Origin of the sequence: Agrobacterium vitis (assembly GCF_013337045.2) — a bacterium.
Taxonomy (GTDB): Bacteria; Pseudomonadota; Alphaproteobacteria; order Rhizobiales; family Rhizobiaceae; genus Allorhizobium; species Allorhizobium vitis_B.
Map to the genome: position 1 here is coordinate 1,759,641 of NZ_CP118259.1, position 26,844 is coordinate 1,786,484.

Below are 26,844 nucleotides of genomic sequence, written 5' to 3' on the forward strand. Positions count from 1 at the left end.
CAGTAGATCGTCCCACTGCCTTGCCGCCATTTTCTCGAACTCGTCGTGTAATGGGTTGGAATTGTTATCGCCTGCCTTTACACTCCGGCAATCGAAGCTTGAATGAAGGCGACGTATTTGTCTTTGAGACCGGGCTGCAGCCGCTCGGCCATCAGCATGGCGATCTGGAATTGGGTGAAACTATCGGTTTCCTCCAGTGCCATTTCCGCCAGACCTGTGACGCCTTCGGCGTAAAGTTCAGGAGAATCGGCCACCTGCTTGATAAAGCTGCCCAGAAACCGGTTGACCGTGAACTTGCCAAGACGTTGGCGCTCATCGATTGAGAGCGGCGAGCCAACGCGGTTGATCAGCACGAAAACATCGAGAAACAGCAGAAGCATTTCATAATGGACCGCATTCTCCGGCAGTCCGGCTTCCAGCAGCATAGCCTTGCGTTCCACATCGATCTGCGCCTTTTCAGCCCATTTTTCGGCATTGTAGCGGTAGCGGATCGACGGATCATGGGCCATTTTTCCGGTCGAAAACAAAGATAATGCGACGGCCCAGTCGCATGTCGCTGCCTTGGTCGGATGGGATCGCAGAAACAGGTCCATCGTCGCAAGCCAGACTTCGCGGCGCAGGATGGAATAGAAACCGCCATTGTTGGTCGGGCTGTTGTGCAGATAGGCAAGCATTCTTTCGCCGGGATCGTACTCTTCCAGGGCAAAGGCTTGAAGCGAACCGGCTTCTGACCGCTGGAGGAAGCTTTCGGTTACCGGCAGCACACCGACATAATCAAATGGCAGATCGTCGAGATCAAAAGGTGTCTGATCGGCCTCGGCGATGATCTCGTCATCATCGCCCATTGGGATAATGAAGGGCGTGGATGCCGCCTCGACAGCGTTGAACATATTGGCAAAGGCCGTTTGTGCCTCGCTTGCCACATAGGTCAACCGGGGCGACAAGTCCTGCAAATAGGCTTTTTTGGCGGCATCGCCGGAATTGTCGCTGACCACGAGCAGGGCGTCCCGCGCCTCGCAAAACGCGAGCGCACTGTCGATGGCAGCGCGCGAACCATCAAGCGGGCGATGGCTAGGCATGCAGATAGTCAGTTCGGCCATAAAAACACTCCGGGAAAATGCGGGCCCTATGACAAACCCCCATTGCAGAAAATAGTATTCAGGCGGGATCAGCTCTCAGACAATTTTTCCAGCTCAGACTCGAAATGGGTAATTGTACAATATCCGCAAAGCTTTGCCGCATTTGGTTCGCCTTTGAAGAACGACGATATCCCACCGTCAAACGTTGCGGCATCTGTGTCAACCAGTGGATGAAGCGGACCGCAAGCCTCACACAAGCCTGAACCAAACCATATGTCCGACGACCAAACAATGCCATGAATTATTCAGTTGATAAAATCGCAAGCTCTACTCCAGCGACGATTGTTTAAGAACCAATGCAGATAATATCGCCAGAGACTCACAACAGAGACGCCGGGCAAAAGCCAAGACAGCAGGAGACCTTCATCATGTCCGCCACCGCCGTTACCGACCGAGACACCGTTGCCATGAAGCTGGGTGGGTTCTCTGATGACGACAAGGCCTTCCTGGCCCTGATGCTGGAAAACCCCAAGCAGGACGAGACCTTTGCCGAAGGCCTGTTCGCCTATCTGGAACAATCCGCCGGTCAGCGCTTCCTCAACTCCCTGAAGCTTGAACGCTGCGGTGAATGGCTGGGCAATAGCTGCCCGGCCCGGATGCAAATTCGCTTGATGGAAATTGCCAAATCCAGTCAACATGGCGCCTATCTGGCCTTTCGCCAGGGGCTGACCCGCTCCGGCGGTCTGGAGCGCGCCTATCCGAAATCAGCGCTGTGAGCGTGGCTCCGTCCCCGGCCTTCATCCAGGCTTTGCAGGCCTATAAGCAGGGCGATTTGCGAGCCTGCCTCGACCGCCTGCATCCACTTTTGAAAAAGCGTCCACCAGATGCCAATATGCTGCTGGTGGCGGCCCAATGCCATGCAAAGCTCGAGGAAAAGCTCCAGGCCGCCGAGCTTTATGCCAGGGTGGCGGATTTGCAGCCGCAAAATCGCCGGATGTTTCTCTTGATGGCCGCGCGTTTGTATATGCAGGCCGACCAGGGTGAGCAGGCGCTTTCCCTGATCCGCAAAGTGCCGACATCACAACATCTCGCATCGCTCGACCCGGAAGAGCAGAGAACCTATCGGCGGCTGCTGCGCGGACAATTATGCCTCGAGGAAATCGAAGCCAGCGACAACGCGCTGCTGGCCGCGATGAGAGAGGGCATCGATCCGGCGTTTTTCAACATCGACGACCCCTACCAGCACATGCTGTGGTGTGGCGACGAGGCGATCAATGGCCGCCAGACCCGGATGGCCAGCGGAAAGCCGTTTACGGAACAATCGCGCCAGGCACGCCGCAGCCTGCCCCATCGTTTCGGGGAAAAAATCCGTGTCGGTTATCTTTCCTCGGATTTTTCCGACCAGCATCCAACCATGCGGCTGTTGCAAAGTGTTTTGCTCGGTCACGACGCCGCACGCTTCGAGATCCACCTGTTCTGTCACACGCCAGAGGATATCAGGGGGCTGGATCGTGGTCTGCGGCAGACCTACCCCAATCTTCACGACATCCTGTCCATGGACGATGCCACGGCGCGCGATTTCATCCGCAGTTTCGACCTTGATATTCTGGTCGATCTCAAAGGCCATACCAAAGATGTCCGCGCCGATCTGATCAATAGCGGCCTTGCCCGAATACAGGTCGCCTATCTCGGCTTTCCAGGCTCCGCCTATGGGATCGATTGCGATTATGTCATCTCCGACCCAATCGTCACACCTCACTCATCCAAACCCAATTATCACGAGAGGCTCTGCCGATTGCCGGAAACCTATCAGGCAAACGACAACCGCTATCGCCCGCTGCCACCGGCCACGTCCCGCTCCCTGCTCGATCTGCCGGAGGATGCCTTCGTGCTGGCTTCCTTCAACATGGTTCGCAAGATTTCCCCGCAAACCGCCCGTCTCTGGGCAAGACTGCTGGACGCTATTCCCTCCTCCATTCTCTGGGTTCTCTGCGCCGGGCGCGAACAGCGCGACCGGCTGACTGCATTCATGGTCGGATGCGGTATCGACCGTTCACGCCTATATTTCACCGGAGCCGAAAGCTACGCGCCGCATATTGCCCGAATGCAGGCGGCTGATCTCGGTCTCGATACCTATCCCTATAACGGCCACACCACGACCTCTGACAAGCTTTGGGCGGGCCTGCCTGTCATCACCTTCAAGGGCAGCAATTTCGCTTCAAGGGTGTCAGAAAGCCTTTTGACCGCGCTCAAGGTTCCACAATTGGTGGCGGAGACACCGGACGATATGGTGCGTCTCGCCGCAGATCTGGCACAGGACCGTCCCCGGCTCGCCGCACTCAGGCAGACGATTGCCGACAACCGGCTGCGCGCGCCGCTCTTCGACACGCAACGGTTCACCCGCCATCTGGAACAGGCTTTTGAGATGATGGTAGAACGGGAAAAGGCCGGCTTGGAACCGGATCACATCGATGTGCCAGCCCTGCCAAACAGACAGGAACCGTTCAGGCGGGATACCGACTGATAGGCACAAAGACCCAGATGCGTCAGTTCGGGCGCGGGTCTACCACAGCAATGATCGGGCCGAGCGGATAGGCCCGGTCGATCCGGCCAGCCATCGGCTCGGCAAGGCTTGAAATCGTTCCATCCAGATAAAGCGCATTAGCCGCGCCCAGCCGGTCGCGAAAGAACGCGGCCATATCGTAGAAACGCACAGGGTCTTTGCTCAACACAAACACCACCTGTCCGCTGGCATCGATACCGACGCCATTGCGGATTTTCAAACTGTCGCTGGCGGGGAGAAACTTCGGGTTCAGGACACCATCAATGACCAGCATCGGGCCGGATTGGGTGGCAAAATCCGCGTCAATCTTCCGGGCTTCAAATTGCGTTGTCTCAAGCACACCTGCTTGGCCGCCTTTGAGAAAAAACACGCCATTCGGCTTCAGGTAAAAATTGCCCCAGCCATCGGCTGTTTCGGCTGGCTTGCGCGTCACGCCATAGTCCACGAACAGGCCAACGGGGCTGAGATCGGAGTGATACATACCGCCATTGACGGCGAAGGTGAGGATAAGTCTTTGCTGCCAAAGCTGGCTTCGCAATGCATCGAACCCGCCATAGACATCGCCGTCAGAATTGCGGTTGAATATGCGAATTGTGCGCGTGGCCGGATCAAATCGGCAGATACGATAAGCAACGCCGTTTTCCGTCTGGTCACGACAATTATCTTCTGCTGCCTCTACACGCTTCGGAGAAACGGCAAAAGCAGAAAGGATCACAAAGAACCACACGGCTATTTTCAAACGCACTGCGTTTTGCGAGCAAAATCTCAAAAGTGAACTCTCAAATCAAATACTTGAAGGCGCGACCCTTCGGGTCCGTCATCTGGCACGGACGCCCATACTCAGGTTTCACAAGGAAATCGAGCAAAACAGCTATGTATCCCGCTTTTCACGACGTTCTTACTGCTGGGCGGAAGCGGTCAGAATCCCCACTTCCTGAGTTTGGCCCGCAAATTGAAGCGGCGGACCCTGGAAGGCAACATGCCCAGCGGCCGAAACGACAACCGCCAGAATATAAGCAGCACTCACTTTGGCAACCAGATGCATGGACATGGACCTAATCCCTCTTGCCTCTCCCGAGGCAGTCTTGCTTCATCCGATGAACGACATGAAGCAAAACTGCTGTGAGGTTGCGTTATTTTGCAGCCTTGGCGACATTATTGCCTGCTGACTGCGTTGCATTCACGGTATTTGCTGTATCTTTGCCCATACCACGGATCGTGTTACCGCATGACGACAATGCGGCAGCAGCAACAAAGAGAGCAGCAACGGCAGCGAGCTTTTTCGTGTTCATATTGGATAAACCCCTATTATGATAATCGGCACCACAGGTGCCTTGCATTGGCATGAACGCGGCAAGTCGAAAAAAGTTCATTCTCACCCAAAGATTTCGGCGTTTTTAACCAAACATTTACGCCAGATGATATCCGGGCTTATGAAAGGTTGGTTCAACCTGCTCGCGGACGCAACAGATAATATGGGGCAAAGCGGCACTTGGGGGGATCAATCATGGGGCAGCAGCACGACAAAGGCGCAATTCTGGTGATGACCGCCGGGGGGCCAAACCCCTGGATGGTGGTCAACGCGCTGCAAGCCCGTTTCGGTGGCGTGCACGTCCTCTTGGAAGAACAGGAAAGCAAGGCGGAGATTTTTCGCCGCCGTCAGCGGAGGGTTGGAACCATCACCGCCCTTGGCCAGCTTGCCACCATGGCCGTAGGCAAATTCATGCGCCGGGCCGCGCAAAAACGTAGCCAATCGATCTGCCAGGATTTTTCCGCCAATCCGCGTTTCGATCCGCAGATCCCAGTGACTACAGTGCGCAGTATCAACAGCCCCGAGGCGCAGGAGGCGGTCCAACAGCTCTCTCCGGGCGTGATCCTATTGGTCAGCACCCGGCTGATGACGGCCAACGCTCTGGCCAGCATGCCCTGCCCCGTGCTTAATCTTCATGCTGGCATCAATCCCGCCTATCGCGGTCAGATGGGCGGCTACTGGGCGCTGGCAAAAGGCGATCGCGGCAATTTCGGTGCAACGGTACATCTGGTCGATCAGGGCACCGACACCGGAGACGTCCTTTACCAGGTGCGTGCGCAGCCAAGCTCCGGTGATTTCATCTCCACCTATCCAATGCTGTTGACGGCAGCAGCCCTTCCCGTCACCTGCCAGGCGGTGGGCGACGCTCTGGAGGGAAAGCTGACCCCTATCGCGCCGACCGGACCATCCGCACTCTATTTTCCACCGACCCTCTGGCGCTGGCTGTGGACTGGCCTCACCAAAGGCATATGGTAGCGAAGCGAACCCCGGTTCAGGCTGAAACCGGCACGGCCTCCTGCCGCTTCTCAATCTCCATGATCAGTTTTTTCTTCGGCCTCAGAGTAATGCGCATCATCGGCTCCGGCGTCACCTCGCTCTTGTTGCGCAGACGAAAGGTCTTGGCCAACACCGCCAGAATGGCAACGGCCTCCATGGTTGCAAACGCACTGCCGATACAGATGCGCGGCCCAGCGCCGAACGGCATGAAAGCGTAGCGATGCCGTGCCTTGACCGCTTCGGGCGCAAAACGGTCGGGATCGAACTCTTCGGGCCTGTCCCAGATCAGGCTATGACGATGAATGGCGTGGATTGGCACCAGCAGTATGGTCCCTGCCTCGATACGGTGTTGACCCAAGGTAAACGCCTCGTTCGCGGTCCTGGTGATGACCGGCGCTGGCGGATAGAGCCGCATGGCTTCATTGAAAACCTGTTTGGTATAGGTCAATTTCTCGACATGCTCGGCCAGCACCGGACCATCGCCCACCACCCGGTCCAACTCGTCCAGCAGCTTTTGCTCGATGGCCGGGTGCTTTGCCAGCAGATGGAATGTCCAGGCAAGCCCAAGGGCGGTGGTTTCATGCCCAGCGGAAATGAAGGTCAGCAGATTGTCGATGATTTGCTCGTCGTTCATTTCGCGGTCTGTTTCGGGATCGTGAGCCGATAGCAACATCGAGATCAGGTCGGCGCGCTCCACGCCTTCAACGCGCCGCTCGGCAATCATCTTGGCCATCGCGGACCGCAGATAAGTCACGGCACGGCTTGCCTTTCCCTTACCGGGATAGGGTATCCATTCCGGCGCCTTCAGCATCCCAAGCGCAAACATCCAGCCCGTCGGTTCGAGATAATCGGTAACGCTCTGCTCGACCCGCGCGACATCGATCCTGTCGCGCCCTGTCATCATCGTCTCGACAATGATGTCGAATGTCGTCTGCATCATTTCATGGCCGATATCGACAGTCTCGCCAGCCTGCCAGGAATCGCGGCGACGTTCGGCTGCGGCCACCATCGCCGGCAGAAAACTTCTCAACTTTTCCCACTGAAAACCAGCGGCAACGGATTGGCGCTGCCATTTCCAATGAGCGCCATCAGCGGTCAACAACCCTTGCCCCAATGCCGGACCCAGCGCACGGCGAACGTCTTCACCCTTGCCAAGCACCGCTGCATTTTTGACCAAAGCCTCATGGATCAGTTCAGGGTCCATCACATGCAGCCGCACTTCATCGCCAAACTGCGCATAGACCAGCTTATGATCATAGATCTGCGGCGGAAGGGCATCCAGCGGATTGCGGATCAGATCAGCAATCACCCGCACCGGCGAGCGACGGCTTGCAACAACACCTTCACTCGTAGCGGACAAGACCGGCATATTCATCTGCCATCTCCTTTGCGTAGAACCTTTCGGGCGGCATCCAGGATGTAGAGATCGAAAAGCACTGTTCCAAGCCCCGCCGCCAAATTGCCTTGATCTGATCAGGCTGCCACGGCCGTGCCGACACAGCCACGATTTCCCAGCACGCACCGCACGTAATCGGCAACGGCCTTGACCGGCGGTGACGCATCCTCACACAAGGCAAGACCGACCTCGTAACTGCCAAGATCCGGCATTCCATCCTGCTCGGTCAGTTCCACCATATCGTCCTGCAACAGGAAGCGAGCGAGCGGCGCGACGGCGATATCGGCGCGTATGGCCGCATATTGCCCGACATGATGACCGCAGAAATAGGCGATGCGGAATTCCTTGCCCTTGCGGGTCAATTCGGTCATGGCGCGCTTGCGCCACACGCAGCTCTCGTCCCAGACAGACAGCGGCAGCGGCGTTTTCAGATGGGCCTGACCGTGTTTTTTCCCGGCCCAGACCAGCTTTTCGCTCATCACCGTCATCGTCGGATCGGCAGCGATGCCGTTTAGGAAATTGAACAGTGTTACGTCCAGCCGCTTCTCATTCACCGCCTTGCGCAGCTCAACAGACCCGGCAATCGTCACCTCGATAGCAAGATGCGGCCATGTGCGCGCCAGATGGGTGAGAATACCGGGCAAGATCAGCTCGCCGATATCATCAGGCGATCCCAGCCGCACCACACCATTCATTTCCGGCGCCAAAAACCGTGCCACCGCCTCGTTATTCAGGGCCAGGATGCGTTTGGCATAGCTGAGCAGCAGAGCCCCATGCGGGGTCAGCGTGACGGAACGAGCGTCGCGGCGAAACAGCGAAACGCCCAATTGATCCTCCAGCTTCTTGATCTGCATGGATACCGCCGAGGGGGTGCGAAACACCATGTCTGCGGCAGCGGTAAAGCTTCCGACCTCGGAAATCGCCACGAAGGTGCGCAGCACATCATTATCCAGAAGCGGCAAACTGGCCGCCGCCAGAACGGTGGAAGGCATGGAGGGTGACTGGGAAAGGGTCATCGGGCTACCATCAATTTTTCTCAACATAAACATCATATCGTTTCGTTTGATTGAATGTCAATTCCGCCTGACACTGTTTGCAACGAAGCCGACCGACATCAGGAGGAGTGAAAAGCATGGTCTTCGAAGCAACACCCAGCCGCGTTCCACCCATGCTGCGGCTCTGGCTGGCCTTTCGGCGCTGGCGGGAGAGACGCCATCTCCGCCAGGCGCGTGAAAAGGCGATGGCTCACCTTAACTGCCTGCCTGAATACCTGCGAGAAGACGTGGGGATTGTCGTGCCGGAACAGCCAAACAGCAAACCGATCACAATATGCGATGCAATAGATCACAAACATTCGCTTTATTGATCAATAAACAAGGCAGATGATGTCTCTGCCGCCTGAGGACCAGGAAGTCTTTTGGCGAGATCAACGAAAGGAACTTTCCATGGCCTACATCTCTCATTCCAGCCCTTCGCGGCTGTTTACCAGCAGTATCGTCCTCGCCGAATCGGCTTTGCATGCGATTTCCACGTGGTTCAGTCAGATCGAGTCCTGGCGGCAACACCGCGCCATGGAAAAGGCGCTGGCAGAAGCCCCTTTCGATATGCGCAAGGATCTTGGCTGGCCTGCACACGACACGTGGCAGACCCGTCGCGACATGGTTTAAGCCGCCCAAAAAGGCTGCTCCAGGCCTTGCTTTCCCCGATATTCAAGCAAAATAGTGTGTTTTTTCAATCTGCTAGCTATACGTGTTCCACACGTGTCCCATGACGGCTCGCTGATGAAACACCCACAAATGGTCCGGCAATAATGATGTCAAATTGTTGTCGTCGGTTTCTATCGTGCTATTGTCGTTTTTGAGCTATTGGCGGAATTAAAAACTGTCAATTCTAGCAGATCTCCTCAGCACGGTGGCATCATGAGCAAAACGCCTGTTAAAAAACGCAATATCGTCTTTTTTCTTGTTCCGAATTTCACGCTATTGCCGTTTGCAGGCGCTATCGAAACATTGCGCATTGCCAACAGAATGCTTGGCTATGCGGCTTATGAGTGGCGGCTCTGTTCAGTCGACGGCAACAAGGTGTCGTCTTCGTCGGGCATCAGCATCGAGGTGGATTCGTCGCTTGCCGATGAGCGCCGCTTTCTGGCCGGTGAAAACCGGCCCAATATGGCGATTGTCTGTTCCGGCGTCTTTGTCGAGGAGTTCAACAACAAATCCGTCAATGCCTGGCTGCGGGAAGCCTATAATCGAAATGTCGCGGTCGGCAGCCTTTGCACCGGCGCCCATGTGCTGGCGCAGGCCGGACTTTTGAACGGCAAGCGCTGCGCGATCCACTGGGAAAACCTGCCGGGCTTTTCGGAAGCCTTTCCCCAGGCCGAGGTCTATGCCGATCTCTATGAAGTCGACAGCAATCTCTATACCTGCGCGGGCGGAACCGCCTCGCTTGACATGATGCTCAACCTGATAGGCCAGGATTTTGGCGAAGGCCTTGTCAACCGGGTCTGCGAACAGCATCTGACCGACCGGGTCCGGGCTGCCGGAGACCGGCAGCGCCTGCCGCTGCGCGCCCGCCTTGGCGTGCAGAACAACAAGGTCCTGCAAATCATCGAATTGATGGAAGCAAGCTTGGCCGAGCCCTTGTCCCTGCTTGATATCGCCGACAAGGTGGATCTGTCACGACGCCAGATCGAACGGCTGTTCCGCCAGGAAATGGGCCGCTCACCGGCGCGCTACTATCTGGAAATCCGCCTCGACCGTGCCCGGCATCTGCTGGTGCAGTCCTCCATGCCAGTGGTGGAAGTCGCCGTCGCCTGCGGCTTCGTCTCCGCCTCGCATTTTTCCAAATGCTACCGCGAATTCTACAATCGCTCGCCCCAGCAGGAACGCGCCGAGCGTAAGCTGGCAACGGCAAAAGCAGCGGTTGCCGCATAAGTATAATTCGCCACAGCTTACCGGCTTTTACAACACGCCCTCGTGCACCGTATTTGGTACACGAGGGCGTTTCTGCTCTTGGTGGAATCGCAGCAACGCTCTTTACTTTTGCCCATATCCGGTTGGCAAAACCGGTTTTCACTTTTCCTGGAAATGCTCAAGGATAAGCTGTAGCTCGCTATTGGTTGCATACGGTCCCGCTGAAACCTCTTACAGTCCGTCCAATAATCGCTGCTGGCCGTCTGCAAATGGTAATTTCTGCGCTTCCGGTACTCACGTACGTTAAGTACGCTCCGTTCCGGTTCTCGAAATCACCATTTTCGCCAGGCCAGCAGCAATTCTTGAACAGACTGTTAGGCTTCAACCGCTAAGACAAGGGAAACAAAGACCGACAGCTTCATACAAGTTTGCCTTCCTACCGTGCCTTGTAACTACGGATAGGAGTGCAACAATGACGATCGGCCTTGATGATTTGTCGCTTGAGCGACTGATGAAGGAGCGTGTGTGGACCTTCGGTAAAGCTGGCGCCGAAGAGGTTTTTGCATCGCAGATATCCTTCGAGAGCGGCGGTTGGCTGCGCGGATATTCCCATACCAATGAAAACTCCTGGCGCGTAAAAGGCGGGGCGATTGAGTTTCTGAGCCAGAACGCTGCTGTCACCACGCGATTCGATACCGTACGGTCTGTCGACGGACGCCTCGAAATGGAGGGACAGTTCCGTCTGCCGGGAGAGCATGGCGTGCATCTCTTGACGGAATCCGGCGAGGCACCGAAGCCTCAGAACAGAACCGCTCTTATCGTGCCCATTCACGATGCCTATTTCATCTATGGCATCAACCTGCTGTTTCAGAGCATTGGCGCTGACTACGACATTATTTTCGTCTTTTCCACCGATGCCGATCGCCTGCAGTTCAGAGAGATGCATCAGGCATCCCCTTTCCTAAACTACTCGTCCATCGTGCTGTCGGATTATTTCTCAGGCAGTGCGCTGTCGGTCGTCGCGGAGGGTAGAACCTGGCCGACGGTCAAGAAATTCCTGGCGCTTTCTCTCGCCCATAAGCTTTACGACTATCTCCTGTGCGTCGATGCAGAGACCTTCATTCTCAATAGAACGGGCTGGACTGAGGCCGCCGCAGCCGTTGTTTCCGCAGCACGCTGGTACGGCGGCACACTGACTGTAAACCACTCAGCCGAAAGGCAGATCATGCACGCCTCGGCCATCAAGCTGGCACCGGCGGTCGATCATGAAAAAATTCAGGCCATTTCCGGCAATTGGGGCATCTATACCTGGTGGTGGGATATTCCGGTCTATTCGGCCAAGAGCGTTCCGGGCTTTCTGGAGTGGATTGGCTGGGACACCAGCCTGCAATTTGTGGAACGGCTCGTCCACAGCGTCTTCGACCATATCACCTACCAGTTCTACATGGCTCTTTACGGCGGTTTCTCGTTTACGATGGTCGAAGGCATCGCCCATGCGATGGAATTCTGCAACGCCGGGATTGTCTCCAAGGTGCATCAGCAGATCCATCCCATGAGATGGACGAATGCCTTTGCCTATACGCAGGACCCGAATTTTTTCCGAGAGAACAACTATCTTGCTGTCTATCACATCGACAGGAAGAGCTTTCCTCAATTCAACCCCGGCTAATTCCCAGGAATTTGCAGTGATCGGTGAAGCATCTATTTCGCAACTTTTGAATGGAAAGAGCGATGAAAATTCTCGCGCACAGGGGCTGGTGGTTGGAAGCTGCCGAAAAAAACAGTGAAGCGGCTTTCAGGCGCGCCTTTGAAAATGGCTTCGGGGTCGAAACGGACACGCGCGACCAGAATGGCGTGCTGAAAATCGCCCATGACATGCCCGTCGGCGACCAGGTTATGGATCTCGACTACTTTTTGGATCTGCACAAGAGCCATGCCGGATCAGGCACGATCGCCATGAACATTAAGGCAGACGGCCTGCATAAGGCGCTCCGCGCCTCGTTGGATGGCGCCGGGATAACCGATCTGTTCTGCTTCGATATGGCTGTCCCGGATGCCATCGGCTACCTCAACAACGGCTTTACCACCTATACCCGCCATTCCGAACTCGAACCGTTGCCTCCCTTTTATGACAAGGCCCAAGGCGTGTGGCTGGATGCATTCTATTCCGACTGGATCACTCCTGACGTCATCCAGAAGCATCTCGACGCCGGCAAGAAGGTTGCGCTCGTCTCTCCCGAACTGCATGGACGCGATCATACCGCCGCCTGGGATGTTTGGGGTGATCTGACAGGTGACGACATCTCAATCTGCACTGACTTGCCGCATCTCGCCGCCGAAAAGTGGGGATAAGCCAGCCATGAACCAGACGGACAGGACATTATGATCAAGGCAGTGCTTTTCGACATGGACGGCGTTCTGATCGATGCCAAGGAATGGCATTACGAGACGCTGAATGACGCGCTGGCCCTTCTCGGGCTCAATATCAGCCGCACCGAACATCTCGCCGTCTATGACGGCCTGCCAACACGTAAAAAGCTGGAAATGCTGACCAAGACGCGGGGATTGCCGCCAAGGCTGCACGATTTCCTCAACACGCTCAAACAGAAGATGACCTATCAGGTCATCGTCGAAAAATGCCAACCGGTCTTTCATCACGAATACGCCCTCGCGCGCCTGAAGCGGGAGGGAAAGCATATCGTCGTCTGCTCAAACTCCGTCAGGTCGAGCGTCGAGGCGATGATGCGCCAGGCTGACCTGCTTAAATACCTGGATTTCTTTCTGTCCAATCAGGATGTCGGCAAAGCGAAGCCCGATCCCGAAATCTACCTGACGGCAATCGATCGGCTGCAATTGCAGCCGGAGGAATGCCTGATCCTGGAAGATAACGATCACGGCATACAGGCCGCACGCTCCTCAGGCGCCCATGTGCTGGTGGTGGGATCGACCAACGACGTCACCTATGAGCGTATCATGAACGAAATCACCAAGATCGAATCGGCCCTCACATGAGATATCTTATCCCCATTGCGTCGAAGGATGATCTTTTCCCAAAGGACGAGTTTCATTTCCCCAAGCCTCTGATCGAAGTCGACGGTTCGCCGATGATCTCGCTCGTCGTCAACAGTATCCGCAACCGCGATGCATCCGCGAAGTTCATCTTTATCATTCTTAATCAGGATGCGCTTGAATACAGCCTTGATTCGATTTTGAAATTGCTGGCTGGCGAAAGCACCGTTGTCATCAAACTAAACAATCCGACCATGGGCGCTGTGTGCTCGGCGCTGATGGCCGTCGATCATATCGTTGACGACGACCCTCTGGTGATCTGCAATGGCGACCAGATCATCGACGCCGATCTGGCCGGTATTGCACGAGATTTCATGCGCTCGGGAGCCGATGCCGGTGTCGTGACCTTCAATTCCGTACACCCCCGCTGGTCCTATATTCGTGAGGATCAGGCCGGATATGTCATAGAAACGGCGGAAAAGCGCGTTCTGAGCCGCAAGGCGATTGCTGGATATTATTATTTTAGAAGCGGCAGCCTATTTGTGGAATTTGCCCAGAATTATTTGCTGAAAGCCGACCCGTTTGGCGGAAAATACTATCTTTCCCCGGTTCTGAACGAGGTCATTCTCGCTGGCGGTAAAATCGTCCAACACGAGATTCCATCCGACAGCTATATCTCGTTCTATTCGCCCAAGCGCATCGAATTCTACCAGAACGAGATCCGGGACAAGGTCGTCGCAATGACCAAGCCAGCTCGGCAGGTCCAGGTCGTCATTCCGATGGCGGGCCTTGGCAGCCGGTTTGCGCAAGTCGGCTACCTCAAGCCAAAGCCGTTCATCGATGTAAAAGGCAAGACGATGATCGAGCGTGTCATGGACAATCTGCGCCTCGATCATGCACGCTTCGTCCTGATCGCCCGACAGGACCATCTGGATGCGGAACCCGATGTCGTCAGTGGCTTGAAGGCCCATGGCGATCTCGCCTTTTCGCCGATCAACTTCGTAACCGAAGGTGCGGCTTGCACGGTCTTGACGGCGCGGACACATCTTGACCCCGATGCCCCGCTATTGATTGCCAATTGCGACCAGATCGTCGATTTCGAATGCGCGGATTACATTCAAGATGCACTTGAGCGCGATCTGGATGGATCAATTCTCTGCTTCAAGGATAAAGATCGAGACCCGAAATGGTCGTTCGCGCATGTCAACGATGATGGGCTGGTCGATGAGGTGAAAGAAAAGGTAGCGATTTCCGACAACGCGACCGTTGGCATCTATTATTTCAGACGCGCCCGCGATTTCATCGATTCCGCGACCGATATGATCGCCCACAACGACCGGTCCAACAACGAGTTCTACGTTTGCCCGGTCTACAACTACCTGATCAAGCAGGGAGCCAGGGTCGGCGTCTATCATGTCGCTCCCGACGCCATGCACGGTATAGGCACGCCTCCCGATCTGGAGGCCTATCTTAGGCTGATTTGATAAGCATGAAATGCATCGTACCACTTGCCGGGCCTGATTTGTGGACCCCAAAATATGGCTTTAGACCTCTCGTGGATCTCAGCGGAAAGCCGCTGATCGACGCTGCCTTGGGTGAACGGGCGTGGGCGAACCGGCTTCGGCCAGAGGATTACATCTTCGTCATCCGCGAGGTTCCAAACCTCGCGGAGCTTGTTGAATATCTGCGCCTGAGATGGCCCGGCTGCCGCATCGTGACACTTTCCGACCTGACCGGAGGCGCTCTGTTCTCCGTGCTGGCAGCAATGGCGCTCGTTGCGCCAGACGAGCCCGTCATCATCGATCTGGCCGACATCCTGTTCACGAGCGGACCAGACGACCCGGAGACACTGTTTTCGACGGAAGGATGTGGCGCAATCGTGCCGGTCTTTGCCTCAAGCGAAAACTGCTACAGCTATTTGAAGATGACCGACGGCGTGGTGGTTGAAGCGCGGGAGAAAGAAGTGATCTCGGAAAACGCCTCCGCAGGCGTATACATGTTCCGAAACATCCAGATATTCCTCAGTGCAGCCGTTCACAGTATCAACAACCGCCAGACCATGAGCTATAAAGGCGTGCTTTTCATTTGCCCCATGGTCAACGGCGTCATCGCTGACGGCCACACCGTGCTGGCACCCACTATTGAAAACTGCCAGCCGGTGGGAAAGATTTTTCACGAGCGATAGAGTGGCTCGGTCATTTGTGATGTCAGCGTCAAATCTTTCAAGGACCATTTAGGCTGGACGTCTGTCAACGGGCCTTAGTTCTTCGCGTCATATTCTTCAGAAAAGCGGCTTTGATCAACGCGATTATGAAAAGTCAAACACGCGAAAAACGACCTGCTCGACATAGATTTTTTCAAGCATTCTCACTTTATCGGAAGCCACGATCTGCTTAGCAAATGGGAATTGACGAGAATTAAGAAAGGGCGAGACGCTATGTTTTCTGTCGGAACGAAGCCTACATCAAAACGACTGTCGTTACTGTTGTCCCGGTTATCTCCCATCATAAAATAATGCCCGTCAGGAACCAGAAACTCAGCAGAATTGTCTCCTTTTGACTTATCTGTCATTTCGATAATCTGATGTTCTGCCCCTCCAGGCAATCGCTCCAAATACAGAATTCCAGGCGATCCTGGTCGGGTTTCGTCTGGCCCGAGCCGTTGGCGATCAACGAGAGTGTCGTTGATGTAAAGCCGCCCACTGCGCATTTGAATACGGTCACCGGGTAATCCAATGACTCGACTGACGAATTTGTTGCCCGAATAAGAGGGAAGCATGAAAACGACGACTTCGCCTCTCAGCGGCAGGCGTCCGCCAATACGGGACGATGGCCCTAATCCTTCCATGATTGAATATCGGCTCATTCCGTAAGTTAATTTTTCGGAAAATACATAATCCCCAACCTCAAGGGTCGGCAGCATCGATCCAGAGACAATGGAAAACGGTTGAATGAGAAGGTTTCTTATCGCCAAGGCGATGAGAAGTGGCACAATAATCAAGACAATTGCCAAATTATGAAACCGCGCAAACCACGGATAGCGATCCAGAGGCGGCTGGCGTGAAGCCGCAATGTAAACGTGGAGGCTGCCTCCCAAGTTATAAATAATAACAACAATAATAAATATAAGCTCGTGCTGCTGGACCCCTTGGTATTTCAATATGAATGGAAATACATATCCGATAAAACCATCGGCGAGCATATACAGAAGACCTAATCGCCCTCTGCCAAGATAAAAAAAGCCAATAGCCGGAGAAAGAGCAAGAGCCAAACAGGCAGCCCATATCGGATTCCGCTTACGAAAGGCAGAAACAAATTTCAACGGCAGCTCCTTTGAAAAAGACTGAATATGAGTCAAGAAAGCTGTGATGAAATTAATCATCACAGCTTTCTTTTGGAAAGACAGAGAGATGAAAGAACAATCGTATCTTTATCTCTTTACAGGTCTAAATCAGCTGCATCCACTCGTCGATCCACAAGTGTCGCACTTTTCACATGTCCCATTCCGTACCATCGTAAAGTTCTGGCACTCGGAGCACATGTTGCCGGTATAGCCTTGGGCAATCGAGCGCATGCGGCGGGCGGCTTCGACTTTCTTGGCTTCGGCCTTGGCGGCTTCGGCCTTGGCGGCTTCGGCTTCGTCGGTGGCGGCGTCGGAGAACAGGGCTTCGGTTGCGACGTCCTCGACCAATTCAGCTGCCCGTTCCTCGTAATCGCGCTTGAAGGACACGACTTCGGAGGTGGAAATGGCTGTCGTCACTTCCAGCTTGCGGGCTGCATTGCCAGAAAAGGCTGCAACATTGCCCGAGGCCTTAGCCGGAGTGCCGGTTACGGCGCCACGCGGTTCGGCGGTTCCGGCCTGGCTGCTGGAGACCAGGGTCGGCTTGTAGCCACGGGTCAGGCCCTTGGAGACCACATCGGCCTTGCCTTCCTTCACGCCGCGGCCAAGCGCGGTGGTGGAGAAGTCGGACGTGTCGACATGGGCCAGATCGTTGCGGCCGAGGTAGGAGATCGCCAGTTCGCGGAACACGTAGTCGAGGATCGACGTGGCGTTCTTGATGGCATCGTTGCCGGTTACCATGCCCGCCGGTTCGAACTTGGTGAAGGTGAAGGCATCAACATATTCTTCCAGCGGCACGCCATATTGCAGGCCGAGCGATACCGAAATCGCGAAGTTGTTGATGAAGGCGCGCAGAGCCGAGCCTTCCTTGTTCATGTCAAGGAAGATTTCGCCGAGACGGCCATCGTCATATTCACCGGTACGCAGGAAGATGGTGTGACCACCGATCTTGGCCTTCTGGGTATAGCCCTTGCGACGGGTCGGCAGCTTTTCCTGTTCGCGCACAACACGCTCGACGATGCGCTCAACGATCCGCTCGGTGATGGTCACGGCCTGGGCGGCCTGCGGCTGGGCCAGCAGATCTTCCAAAGCGTCCTCATCATCCTCGTCCTCGATCAGCGAGGAATTCAGCGGCTGGCTGAGCTTGGAGCCATCGCGGTACAGCGCATTGGCCTTCAGCGCCAGCTTCCAGGACAGCATGTAAGCTGCGCCGCAATCTTCCACCGTCTCCTCGTTCGGCATGTTGATGGTCTTGGAAATCGCGCCCGAGATGAACGGCTGTGCTGCTGCCATCATGCGGATATGGCTTTCGACAGACAGATACCGCTTGCCGATCTTGCCGCACGGATTGGCGCAATCGAACACCGCCAGATGCTCCTTCTTCAGGAACGGCGCGCCTTCCAGCGTCATCGCCCCGCAGACATGAATATTGGCAGCCTCGATGTCCTTCTTGGCAAAGCCCAGATGCTCCAGCAGGTTGAAGCTCATGTCGGTCAGCTGTTCAGCGCTGACGCCAAGCGTTTCCTTCAGGAAATCAGCGCCCAAGGTCCATTGGTTAAAGACGAACTTGATGTCGAAGGCAGCGCCCAGGGCCGCATTGACAGCCTCGATCTTCTCGTCGGTAAAGCCCTTGGCCTTCAACGAACCGGGGTTGACGCCCGGTGCCTGATTGAGATTGCCGTGGCCGACAGCATAGGCTTCGATTTCGGCAAGCTGGCTTTCCGTATAGCCAAGCGTGCGCAGGGCTTCGGGAACGGCGCGGTTGATGATCTTGAAATAGCCGCCACCGGCCAGCTTCTTGAACTTCACCAGGGCGAAGTCAGGCTCAATACCGGTCGTGTCGCAATCCATCACCAAGCCGATCGTGCCGGTCGGCGCAACAACGGAGACCTGAGCATTGCGGTAGCCGTGCTGCTCACCCAGTTCCAGCGCCTTGTCCCAGGCCGCCTTGGCATGGGCAATCAGGGCCGGATCGGAGCATTCGGCATGGACCAGCGGCACGGGATCGACGGCAAGACCCTCATAGCCGTCGAACAGGCCATGGGCAGCGCGGCGATGGTTGCGGATGACGCGCAGCATGTTGTCGCGGTTTGGCGCATAGCCCGGGAACGGACCAAGCTCGGAGGCGATTTCAGCTGACGTGGCATAGGAAACGCCGGTCATGATGGCGCTCAGCGCGCCGCAGATGGCGCGGCCTTCAGCAGAGTCATAGGGAATGCCGGTCGACATCAGCAGGCCGCCAATGTTGGCATAGCCAAGGCCGAGCGTGCGGTATTCGTAGGACAGTTCGGCAATCTGGCGCGAAGGGAACTGCGCCATCATCACGGACACTTCGAGTACGACGGTCCAGAGACGAACGGCATGTTCGTAATCAGCAATGTCGATCTTCTTGGTATCGGCATCCTTGAACTGCAACAGGTTCAGCGAAGCGAGATTGCAGGCGGTGTCGTCCAGGAACATATATTCAGAGCACGGATTGGAGGCACGGATCGGGCCAGCCGCCGGGCAGGTGTGCCAGTCGTTCATGGTGGTGTTGAAATGCAGGCCCGGATCGGCGGACGCCCAGGCGGCATAGGAAATCTTTTCCCAGAGATCGCGGGCCTTCAGCGTCTTCATCACCCGGCCATCGCGGCGGGCGGTCAGGTTCCAATTACCATCGTCTTCGACAGCGCGCAGGAAGTCATCCCGCAGCGAGACAGAATTGTTGGAATTCTGGCCCGAAACAGTCAGATAGGCTTCCGAATCCCAATCCGTGTCATAGGTCTTGAATTCGAGATCCTTATAGCCCTGCTGGGCGAACTGGATGACCCGCTTGACGTAGTTTTCCGGCACCATATCCTTCTTGGCAGCGCGGATTTCGCGCTTCAGGGCCGGGTTTTCATTCGGGTCGAAGCAGGCGTCGTTATCGGCTGAGCAATTGACGCAGGCCTTCATGATCGCCTTCAGATGCTTGGCGACGATCTTGGAGCCGGTGACGAGAGCGGCAACCTTCTGCTCTTCCTTCACCTTCCAGTCGATGTAGTTCTCGATATCAGGATGGTCGATGTCGACAACCACCATCTTGGCGGCGCGGCGCGTCGTGCCGCCGGACTTGATGGCGCCGGCAGCCCGGTCACCGATCTTCAGGAAGCTCATCAGGCCGGAAGACTTGCCACCGCCCGACAGCTTTTCGCCCTCGCCGCGCAGATGGGAGAAGTTAGAGCCGGTGCCGGAACCGTATTTGAACAGGCGCGCTTCGCGCACCCACAGATCCATGATGCCGCCCTCGTTGACGAGATCGTCTTCGACGGACTGGATGAAGCAGGCATGCGGCTGCGGATGCTCATAAGCCGACTTGGACTTGGTGAGCTTGCCAGTGAAAGGATCGATGTAGAAATGGCCCTGGCCGGGGCCATCAATGCCATAGGCCCAATGCAGACCGGTATTGAACCATTGCGGGGAATTCGGCGCGACGCGCTGGGTAGCGAGCATATAGGCAAGCTCATCGCGGAAAGCGAGAACGTCTTCTTCCGTGGTGAAATATTTGCCCTTCCAGCCCCAATAGGCCCAGGTTCCAGCCAGACGCGAGAAAACCTGGCGCGCATCGGTTTCCGAACCGTAGCGCTCGTCCTCGGCCAAATCCTTCATGGCCTTTTCATCGGCAACCGAACGCCACAGGAACGACGGAACATCGTTCTCCTCGACCTTTTTCAGGATCTTCGGCACGCCGGCCTTGCGGAAATATTTCTGGGCCAGAATATCGGCTGCCACCTGGCTGAACTGCGCGGGCACATCGATATCCGCCAGCCGGAAGACAACAGAGCCATCCGGGTTCTTGATTTCGCTTACCGCCTTGCGGAATTCAATCTCCGCATAGGGCGACTGGCCGGGCTTGGTGAAACGGCGTTCGATGCGCATCTGGCTAGTCCTCGTTGGTCCAAGCACCCGGAAAACGGGCGCAAAATAGGTTTTACGGCACCACGGTGAAGCGGCTTGCCGTTGGTTCGCTCTCTTCGGAGCGAGGCCGATCATAATGATGGTCCGCTCTGTATCTTGCGCCAGCCTTATCCGCCAGACACAAAATATAGTGTCCCCAGCGTTTTTATGCCAGAGCAAATAGCCGCAGCGCGCCAGAAAAATTCAAAAAGATATCCTCGCGGTCAAAGCGGGGACGCCGTGACCGTTTCAATCTTGATGATGTTCGCTGATTTGAACCGACCTCGTAGACATCTCGGTTCAGCCGCCGCCGCAACAATCAATTCATTAACCCTGCCCGCGGGCAAGCGCAAGAGCTGGTCTGTATCGAAAATATGAACCCTATATGTTGTGGTCAGCATCTGTGGAAAACGGGGAAAGAGGCTAGCCTAGAGAATTCATAGGCTTGGCGGAAAAGCTTCATGATTAACGCTGGGTAAAGGCTTTTTTTATCCACCGTCACATCACGACACGCAAACAATACGACAGAAGCCTCCTGCCGCGTGTCGGCCAGTATCCCGCATCGAATCGGTTTGTTTGGGTGTCCAGGAATGACCTGGTCTTACCCCTTTCCATCAGAAAACCCTTTAATACGCGGGGAATAGATCTTGCTAATTTCCCAGAGAACTAAAGGGATATTAATGTTTGTGGACAACTATATGGGGACCAGGGTCTGGAATGATGTCCACGCCTAGATTTGCTGCGCCAGCCGCCATGAGAGCGCCGGGCCGCGCTTAAGGTTTGGTCATGACCATCAGTAATCTGTCTATCCTGAAGAAGGTCAGTCTTCTTGTAGTGCTGATGGGCGTTGCGGCAGGTGCTATTGCCGCTGCCGGCGCCTTCGGCCTGTCTTCGCTTGGTGCCTCGCTTCAAAATACCGGGAAACGTGAAGAAGTGGCCCGCGAGGCCATGGACCTGCGCGTCGACATTATCGCCATCAGCCGCATGACTTATCAGTTGGCTTTCGCGCCGGAAAAGGCCGCCGATTTCGCCAAGGAAACCGAAACGCGCTCCAGCGAAATGCTGGCGCGCCTGCCAAAGATCGCGGCGACCGCCGACGAGAACGAGCAGAAACAATTGCAGGACGTCCGCACGACGCTCAGCACCTATTTCGACCAGATCCGCCAGATGGTGAAAGTGGCCGGCACAGACGCCGCCAAGGAACCCGGCGTGATGGCCAAGGAGCTTTCCAAGGCCCTTGACGGACAAAAAGCGGTGACGGCGGCGGTCAAGGTCTACAGCACCTATTCCGCCAAGACCCTGTCTGCGGCCCGCAGCAATGCCATTGCCAGCTCGCAGCTGACGATGATCGCACTGCTGTCGACCGCAGCGATCAGCATTGTTGTCGGCGTTGCGGTCAGCACGCTGATTGCCCGTCGCGGCATCGTCAACCCGATCCGTCTTTTGACCGACAACATGAATCGGATTGCCAAGGGCGCCCTGGGCGACGCCATTCCGGGCACAGAGCGCGGCGACGAAATCGGTGAAATGGCCCGCGCCCTTGAAATCTTCCGCGCCAACCGCTTGCAGATGCAGGAAATGGAAGCGCAGGAAGCCGCCCTCAACAGCCAGAGCAAGGATCTGCAATCCAGCATCAGCAGCATTGTCGCCTCGGCAGCCGCGGGCAATTTCTCGCAGCGCATCACCAAATCCTACGAGGATGCCGACCTGCAACGCTTCGCCTCCAGCGTCAACGAGTTGGTGGCCAATGTCGATCTTGGCGTCACCGAGGTCCGGCGGGTGATTGCCGCCCTCTCCTCTTCCGATCTCACCCAGGATATGCGCGGCAATTTCCAGGGCGCCTTTGCCGAATTGCAGAGCAACGTCAACCATGCGATGGCGACGCTTCGCGAAGCCATGCAAAGCATTCGCGGCGCTTCGGGTACGATTACCGACAATTCCGGCGAACTGAGTTCCGCCGCCAACCAATTGGCCCGCCGGACCGAACAGCAGGCAGCAGCCCTGGAAGAGACCGCAGCAGCGCTCGAAGAAATCACCACGACGGTCCGCACCTCCACTGAACGCGCCCATGAAGCCAACCAGATGGTGGAGCAGACCCGCAACAGCGCCGGCAAGTCCGGCGAGATCGTCCGCAGCGCCATCGATGCGATGGGCCGGATCGAGCAATCCTCGCAGAAGATCAGCCAGATCATTTCAGTGATCGATGAAATCGCCTTCCAGACCAACCTGCTGGCGCTGAATGCCGGTGTGGAAGCCGCCCGCGCCGGAGAAGCCGGACGCGGCTTTGCGGTCGTTGCCCAGGAAGTCCGCGAACTGGCCCAGCGCTCGGCCAATGCGGCCCGCGAAATCAAGGCGCTGATCAACACCTCCGCCGATGAAGTCAAGGGTGGCGTGTCGCTGGTTCTGTCCACCGGCGAAGCGTTGAACGAAATCGTCGGCCTGGTTGATCATGTCAACGGCCATGTGGCGAGCATCGCCCGCGCCGCGCAGGAGCAGTCGGCGGCGCTGGCTGAAATCAACACATCCGTCAACCACATGGACCAGATGACCCAGCAGAACGCCGCCATGGTCGAAGAAACCACGGCTGCCAGCCAGGTCCTTGCCAGCGAATCCCGACAGCTGCTGGTGCAGATTGAACAGTTCCGGCTGGAAGATAACAGACGGGGTGAGTATCGCGCGGTGGCGTAATCAGCCCGCAGAGGTTTTTACTCTTCCTCCCAAAGCTACGAAATCCAAAGCCCCTGCGCTTGAAAAAGCGCCGGGGCTTTTGGCATTTTGGGTCAGGAAAATGATGGAAGGGGGCTATTTACTGCATAATTCTTTAAACCGGAATCGGTTTAAAGAGAAAATTATGCAGCAGATATAAAGAGCTACAGCGAACCTTTGTGCGCCATATAGGGCGCACGGCGCTGTAGCTGACTAAACCGTGGTCACAACGCCAACGATAAGAGAGACCGAGACGCATGTGAGCCAGACAGCGGCGACCCGCTGGAGGACATGTAATCTGCCCTGACCGCTATGCCCTGCCTGAGTCAATCGCCCGGCACAGCCCCAAAGCAAGGCCACGGCGCCGACCAACAGGCAGAACAGGCCGAGACACGGCAGGAAATTCGGGTTGTCAGGAGTAGGCAGAAGAACGAGACCGAAGACCAATGCCTTGGGATTGAGCGCCGTCGTCAGATAGATCCGAGCCGCCGTGATCTGATTGAGAGCGTTGCCCTGCCCCGGCGCCTGCCAAAGCTTGAAAGCGATAACCAATACCCAGATCGCTGCGGCGATTTTCAGCAGGATGGCAGCGGCAGGCCAGCGCGCCATCAGTTGGTCTCCCAGATAAACCAGCGGCAATACAGTCGTCAGATAGCCTGCCAGTTCCGCTGGCAGCAGACGCAACACGCGCCTTAGGCCAGCCTGGGCACCGGCAACACCCATCAAGGTATTGGTTGGCCCGGGCGCCAGCAACAGCGCCAGGACAGCGGGGAGAAAGGTCGCAATCAGCATGGGGAAATCCATTATCAACAACAGATTGCCTTTTGCAGGGGAACCATGGCCGACGCATTGACAGCGATCAATTGCGCCGATCCATAGATTGCAAGGCTTTTAACCCTTATGGCCCTTGGCAATCGGTTCCTGATAGGTAAAGCCCATGTCCCAGGGGAAATAGATCCAGGTATCTTGGCTGACCTCGGTCACGAATGTATCGACCGTCGGCACGCCTTTCGGCTTGGCATAGACGCAGGCAAAATGCGCCTTCGGGATGATCGAGCGCACTTCCGTGGCAGTCTTGCCGGTATCGGTGAGGTCGTCGATAACAAGCACGCCTTCGCCGCCATTGGTGAGCAATTCAGGCGTGATGCCCTTCAACAGGTTGAATTCGCCCTGGTTGACATAGTCGTGATAGGAGGCGACGCAAACCGTCTCGATCAGGCGGATATTCAGCTCGCGCGAAATGATCGCTGCCGGCACCAGCCCGCCCCGGGTGATGCAGACAATGGCGCGAAACTCCTGCCCAAGCCCGGCCAGGCGCCAGGCAAGCGCCCTGGCATCACGATGGAATTGATCCCAGGCAACGGGAAAGGCTTTATCGGGAAGAGACATGCAAGGGCTCCGCGCATCAAGAAAAGACAGAAGGAAAGGCAACCGAAGCGCTTCGCGTTTCAACCGCCCGCCGCGTCATCGCAGCAAAAACGAAGACAGTGACGCCATCCAGCTTGCGCATCGGCCCGGAAACCACGTGGCTGGAGGAGCCATGGGCGCAGCAGGCCTTGCGCAAAAGCCCTTTCGGCTCCTTGTCTTTCTCGGTGCTATAGCGGCAATCTGCCCATTAAGGCAAGAGACGGAAAGAGGATGCCGGAAACAGCAAGGTATCCGGTTGGAAACCGAATGCCTTGCGTCATCACATTCTGCAATCCAGCGCTTATCAGCGCGAAAGTAATGTCAGGGCCGTCATGGAATCAAGGACGGTGCGGGTCACGCCACCGAACAGCACTTCCCACCAGCGCTTGTGGGAATAGGCGCCCATCACCAACAGATCGATGCTCTGGTCGGATAAGCGGTTTTCGATATGCGCCGCCGCCTTCAATTGCTCCTGATCCTGCTGGGTCACGGTGACATTGATATCGTGGCGGCTCAGCGTCGCGGCGATTTCGGCTCCGGGCAGGCTGCGCGAAAGATCGTCACCGCCGCTATCGACCACCGAGAAGATTTCAACGCTTTCAGCCTGTTTCAGGAAAGGGAGGGCATCGAATGTGGCGCGAGCCACTTCACGCGATCCGTTCCAGGCGATCAGCACCCGCTTGATCGGCCGCGGTGTCTTCAAGATGTAAGGCACCAGCAGCACGGGCCTGCCGCTATCAAACAACGCCGTTTCCAATTCGCTGCGGTTATCCGAAAGCGAACCGCTTTCTCCCTGAGCGGCGACGACCAGATCGGCGCAGCGGGCGCTGTCGACAAACGAACCTGTCGAGCCGACGGCGGTCACGAAATTGCGCCATTCGGTCGACACGCCTTCGCGCCGCGCCACCTCGGCAAAGATCGCCTCAATGGCCCCGGTTTCCTTATGGGCCAGATCCTGCATGGCCTGTACCGCGACCGGATCGGGTATTTCCATCGGCGCGATCAGGGGCATGCCGGCGACCGCTTCGCAATGAACGCCGATGACATGGGACCCGAACTGTTCGGCCAGCGCTATGGAAAAATCAGAAACCTGCGCTGCCGTACGGCGATTGTCGAGAACGCTCAAAATTGTCTTGTAAGCCATTGTCATCTCCCCGCAAATTGCTCCGATCGAACATCGTCCGAGCAAAAGCATACTGCATCGTGGTCTGGGCGACAGGAAGACACGCTTGCGTCATCCCGCCCAACCACCGAAAAAGATAATGCGCCGAAACCACGCCGGTTCCTTGATTTCGCTCAAGGCTGAATTGGGATTTCGCTCAAGGCTGATCTGGATTCCCACTCAGGTCTCAGCCACGCCGGACATTTTCAGGCCTCCAGCACGGTCTTGCCGCCGGTAATTGCCGCAATCATCTCCTCGACATCAAGAACAGCGGCATTCAGAACATCTTCTGCCCGCGCCCGCACCACGAGTTCGGTGTGGAAGCCCTTGGAACCGTCATAGCGTGGATAAGAACCGATGCTGGTCTGCGGATGCGCCTTCTGAACGGCGGCCAGCGCCGTGCCGATCTCGCCTTCGCCATAGGGGCAGGCAATTGCCCGCGACAGAACGCGGACGCCACCGGGCAGGGTTTTGACGACATTCTCGAGCATGGCCTGAAACACCTGCGGGACACCGGCCATGACATAGACATTCCCCACCCGGAATCCCGGCGCGGTGGAAACCGGATTGGCGATATGCTCGGCGCCTTGCGGCATGCGGGCCATCCGTTGGCGCGCCTCGGTAAATTCCAGGCCACGGCGGGCATACATTTCCGCCATCAGCGCCATGGCCTTTTCATCATGCAGGCAGGGCAGACCGAAGGCTTTCGAGATGGCATCGGCGGTAATATCGTCATGGGTCGGGCCAATGCCACCCGAGGTGAACACATGGTTATAGCGACTACGCAGCGCATTCAGCGCCTCGACGATTGCCTCTTCCTCATCAGCGACAATCCGCACTTCCTTGAGGTCGATACCGGCCAGGGTCAACACATCGGCCAGATGGCCGATATTCTTGTCCTTGGTGCGGCCAGACAGCAATTCATCACCTATGGCAAGCATGGCGGCGGTGACAACTTGAGACGGGGAAACGGAGGTGGAATCGGACATGGCGGGGCCTTCTAACGGACTTTGACGAACTGGGACGAACTGAAACTATCTTTGGCTAA

At 56.4% G+C, this 26,844-nt stretch carries 25 protein-coding genes; 13 read left to right on the forward strand and 12 right to left on the reverse strand.

What is annotated here, in order from left to right; translation table 11 throughout:
• Window positions 1-77: 77 nt before the first annotated feature.
• Window positions 78-1,100 carry a glycosyltransferase family 2 protein gene (locus G6L01_RS08505; protein WP_070164930.1) on the reverse strand — a complete coding sequence of 341 codons (1,023 nt, stop codon included), beginning with the start codon at window positions 1,098-1,100 and terminating at the stop codon, window positions 78-80.
• A gap of 404 nt (window positions 1,101-1,504) precedes the next feature.
• Here G6L01_RS08505 and G6L01_RS08510 point away from each other — a divergent pair, with 404 nt between their 5' ends.
• A complete protein-coding gene (locus G6L01_RS08510) occupies window positions 1,505-1,855 on the forward strand; it encodes a hypothetical protein (RefSeq protein ID WP_409050044.1) in 351 nt (116 codons plus the stop codon).
• Window positions 1,852-3,603, forward strand: coding sequence for an O-linked N-acetylglucosamine transferase, SPINDLY family protein (locus G6L01_RS08515; RefSeq protein ID WP_070164932.1), 1,752 nt, complete (start codon window positions 1,852-1,854; stop codon window positions 3,601-3,603). Before G6L01_RS08510 ends, G6L01_RS08515 begins: the two co-directional genes overlap by 4 nt.
• 22 nt (window positions 3,604-3,625) lie before the next feature.
• On the opposite strand, the gene G6L01_RS08520 is transcribed toward G6L01_RS08515, so the two are convergent.
• The 3 genes from G6L01_RS08520 to G6L01_RS08530 form a co-directional block, all read right to left on the reverse strand.
• Window positions 3,626-4,369 (reverse strand): phosphodiester glycosidase family protein, encoded by a 744-nt coding sequence (locus tag G6L01_RS08520; RefSeq protein WP_071206438.1) that lies wholly within the window; start codon window positions 4,367-4,369, stop codon window positions 3,626-3,628.
• Window positions 4,370-4,540: 171 nt separating this feature from the next.
• Window positions 4,541-4,693, reverse strand: a complete 153-nt coding sequence (locus G6L01_RS08525) for a hypothetical protein (RefSeq protein WP_156540883.1) — start codon at window positions 4,691-4,693, stop codon at window positions 4,541-4,543.
• Between the two features lie 82 nt (window positions 4,694-4,775).
• On the reverse strand, window positions 4,776-4,934 hold the full coding sequence (locus G6L01_RS08530) for an entericidin domain-containing protein (RefSeq protein WP_070165145.1): 159 nt from the start codon (window positions 4,932-4,934) through the stop codon (window positions 4,776-4,778).
• A gap of 18 nt (window positions 4,935-4,952) precedes the next feature.
• On the opposite strand from G6L01_RS08530, the gene G6L01_RS08535 reads away from it, so the two are divergent.
• Both G6L01_RS08535 and G6L01_RS08540 read left to right on the forward strand, forming a co-directional pair.
• The gene (locus G6L01_RS08535; protein WP_139190304.1) at window positions 4,953-5,186 is read left to right on the forward strand and encodes a hypothetical protein; all 234 of its coding nucleotides are present in this window, start codon (window positions 4,953-4,955) and stop codon (window positions 5,184-5,186) included.
• Complete coding sequence (locus G6L01_RS08540) at window positions 5,150-5,929, forward strand: formyl transferase (RefSeq protein WP_070164934.1); 780 nt, start codon at window positions 5,150-5,152, stop codon at window positions 5,927-5,929. The genes G6L01_RS08535 and G6L01_RS08540 overlap by 37 nt, the downstream gene beginning before the upstream one ends.
• 16 nt (window positions 5,930-5,945) lie before the next feature.
• Here G6L01_RS08540 and G6L01_RS08545 read toward each other — a convergent pair whose 3' ends face one another.
• The gene (locus G6L01_RS08545; protein ID WP_070164935.1) at window positions 5,946-7,325 is read right to left on the reverse strand and encodes a cytochrome P450; all 1,380 of its coding nucleotides are present in this window, start codon (window positions 7,323-7,325) and stop codon (window positions 5,946-5,948) included.
• A gap of 98 nt (window positions 7,326-7,423) precedes the next feature.
• Window positions 7,424-8,362, reverse strand: a complete 939-nt coding sequence (locus tag G6L01_RS08550) for a LysR family transcriptional regulator (protein ID WP_234891821.1) — start codon at window positions 8,360-8,362, stop codon at window positions 7,424-7,426.
• 116 nt (window positions 8,363-8,478) lie between these two features.
• On the opposite strand from G6L01_RS08550, the gene G6L01_RS08555 reads away from it, so the two are divergent.
• The 8 genes from G6L01_RS08555 to G6L01_RS08590 all read left to right on the forward strand — a co-directional run bounded on the left by G6L01_RS08555 (window position 8,479) and on the right by G6L01_RS08590 (window position 15,452).
• The gene (locus G6L01_RS08555) at window positions 8,479-8,712 is read left to right on the forward strand and encodes a hypothetical protein (RefSeq protein WP_070164936.1); all 234 of its coding nucleotides are present in this window, start codon (window positions 8,479-8,481) and stop codon (window positions 8,710-8,712) included.
• 79 nt (window positions 8,713-8,791) lie between these two features.
• Window positions 8,792-9,013, forward strand: coding sequence for a hypothetical protein (locus tag G6L01_RS08560; RefSeq protein WP_139190306.1), 222 nt, complete (start codon window positions 8,792-8,794; stop codon window positions 9,011-9,013).
• A 252-nt stretch (window positions 9,014-9,265) separates the two neighbouring features.
• Entirely contained in the window at window positions 9,266-10,279 is a 1,014-nt protein-coding gene (locus G6L01_RS08565; RefSeq protein ID WP_015916280.1) for a GlxA family transcriptional regulator, read from the forward strand.
• 451 nt (window positions 10,280-10,730) lie between these two features.
• On the forward strand, window positions 10,731-11,927 hold the full coding sequence (locus G6L01_RS08570) for a hypothetical protein (RefSeq protein ID WP_070164938.1): 1,197 nt from the start codon (window positions 10,731-10,733) through the stop codon (window positions 11,925-11,927).
• A gap of 62 nt (window positions 11,928-11,989) precedes the next feature.
• Window positions 11,990-12,610 carry a phosphatidylinositol-specific phospholipase C/glycerophosphodiester phosphodiesterase family protein gene (locus G6L01_RS08575; RefSeq protein ID WP_070164939.1) on the forward strand — a complete coding sequence of 207 codons (621 nt, stop codon included), beginning with the start codon at window positions 11,990-11,992 and terminating at the stop codon, window positions 12,608-12,610.
• Between the two features lie 30 nt (window positions 12,611-12,640).
• Window positions 12,641-13,270, forward strand: coding sequence for an HAD family hydrolase (locus tag G6L01_RS08580; RefSeq protein WP_015916283.1), 630 nt, complete (start codon window positions 12,641-12,643; stop codon window positions 13,268-13,270).
• Window positions 13,267-14,751: a glycosyltransferase family 2 protein gene (locus G6L01_RS08585; RefSeq protein WP_070164940.1), complete on the forward strand. Its 1,485-nt coding sequence runs from the start codon at window positions 13,267-13,269 to the stop codon at window positions 14,749-14,751. Before G6L01_RS08580 ends, G6L01_RS08585 begins: the two co-directional genes overlap by 4 nt.
• Before the next feature lie 71 nt (window positions 14,752-14,822).
• Window positions 14,823-15,452, forward strand: coding sequence for a glycosyltransferase family protein (locus tag G6L01_RS08590; protein WP_070164941.1), 630 nt, complete (start codon window positions 14,823-14,825; stop codon window positions 15,450-15,452).
• Between the two features lie 182 nt (window positions 15,453-15,634).
• Here G6L01_RS08590 and lepB read toward each other — a convergent pair whose 3' ends face one another.
• Together lepB and G6L01_RS08600 are read right to left on the reverse strand one after the other, a co-directional pair.
• Window positions 15,635-16,648, reverse strand: a complete 1,014-nt coding sequence (gene lepB / locus G6L01_RS08595; RefSeq protein ID WP_139190307.1) for a signal peptidase I — start codon at window positions 16,646-16,648, stop codon at window positions 15,635-15,637.
• A gap of 69 nt (window positions 16,649-16,717) precedes the next feature.
• Window positions 16,718-20,503, reverse strand: a complete 3,786-nt coding sequence (locus G6L01_RS08600; RefSeq protein WP_174376573.1) for a vitamin B12-dependent ribonucleotide reductase — start codon at window positions 20,501-20,503, stop codon at window positions 16,718-16,720.
• 804 nt (window positions 20,504-21,307) lie between these two features.
• Here G6L01_RS08600 and G6L01_RS08605 point away from each other — a divergent pair.
• Window positions 21,308-23,209 carry a methyl-accepting chemotaxis protein gene (locus G6L01_RS08605; protein ID WP_070164943.1) on the forward strand — a complete coding sequence of 634 codons (1,902 nt, stop codon included), beginning with the start codon at window positions 21,308-21,310 and terminating at the stop codon, window positions 23,207-23,209.
• Between the two features lie 231 nt (window positions 23,210-23,440).
• On the opposite strand, the gene G6L01_RS08610 is transcribed toward G6L01_RS08605, so the two are convergent.
• The 4 genes from G6L01_RS08610 to G6L01_RS08625 all read right to left on the reverse strand — a co-directional run bounded on the left by G6L01_RS08610 (window position 23,441) and on the right by G6L01_RS08625 (window position 26,785).
• A complete protein-coding gene (locus tag G6L01_RS08610) occupies window positions 23,441-24,019 on the reverse strand; it encodes a hypothetical protein (RefSeq protein WP_070165148.1) in 579 nt (192 codons plus the stop codon).
• A gap of 99 nt (window positions 24,020-24,118) precedes the next feature.
• Entirely contained in the window at window positions 24,119-24,616 is a 498-nt protein-coding gene (gene gpt, locus G6L01_RS08615; RefSeq protein ID WP_015916290.1) for a xanthine phosphoribosyltransferase, read from the reverse strand.
• A gap of 322 nt (window positions 24,617-24,938) precedes the next feature.
• Window positions 24,939-25,778 (reverse strand): universal stress protein, encoded by an 840-nt coding sequence (locus G6L01_RS08620; RefSeq protein WP_070164944.1) that lies wholly within the window; start codon window positions 25,776-25,778, stop codon window positions 24,939-24,941.
• A 224-nt stretch (window positions 25,779-26,002) separates the two neighbouring features.
• Window positions 26,003-26,785, reverse strand: coding sequence for a competence/damage-inducible protein A (locus tag G6L01_RS08625; RefSeq protein WP_070164945.1), 783 nt, complete (start codon window positions 26,783-26,785; stop codon window positions 26,003-26,005).
• Between the last annotated feature and the right edge of the window lie 59 nt (window positions 26,786-26,844).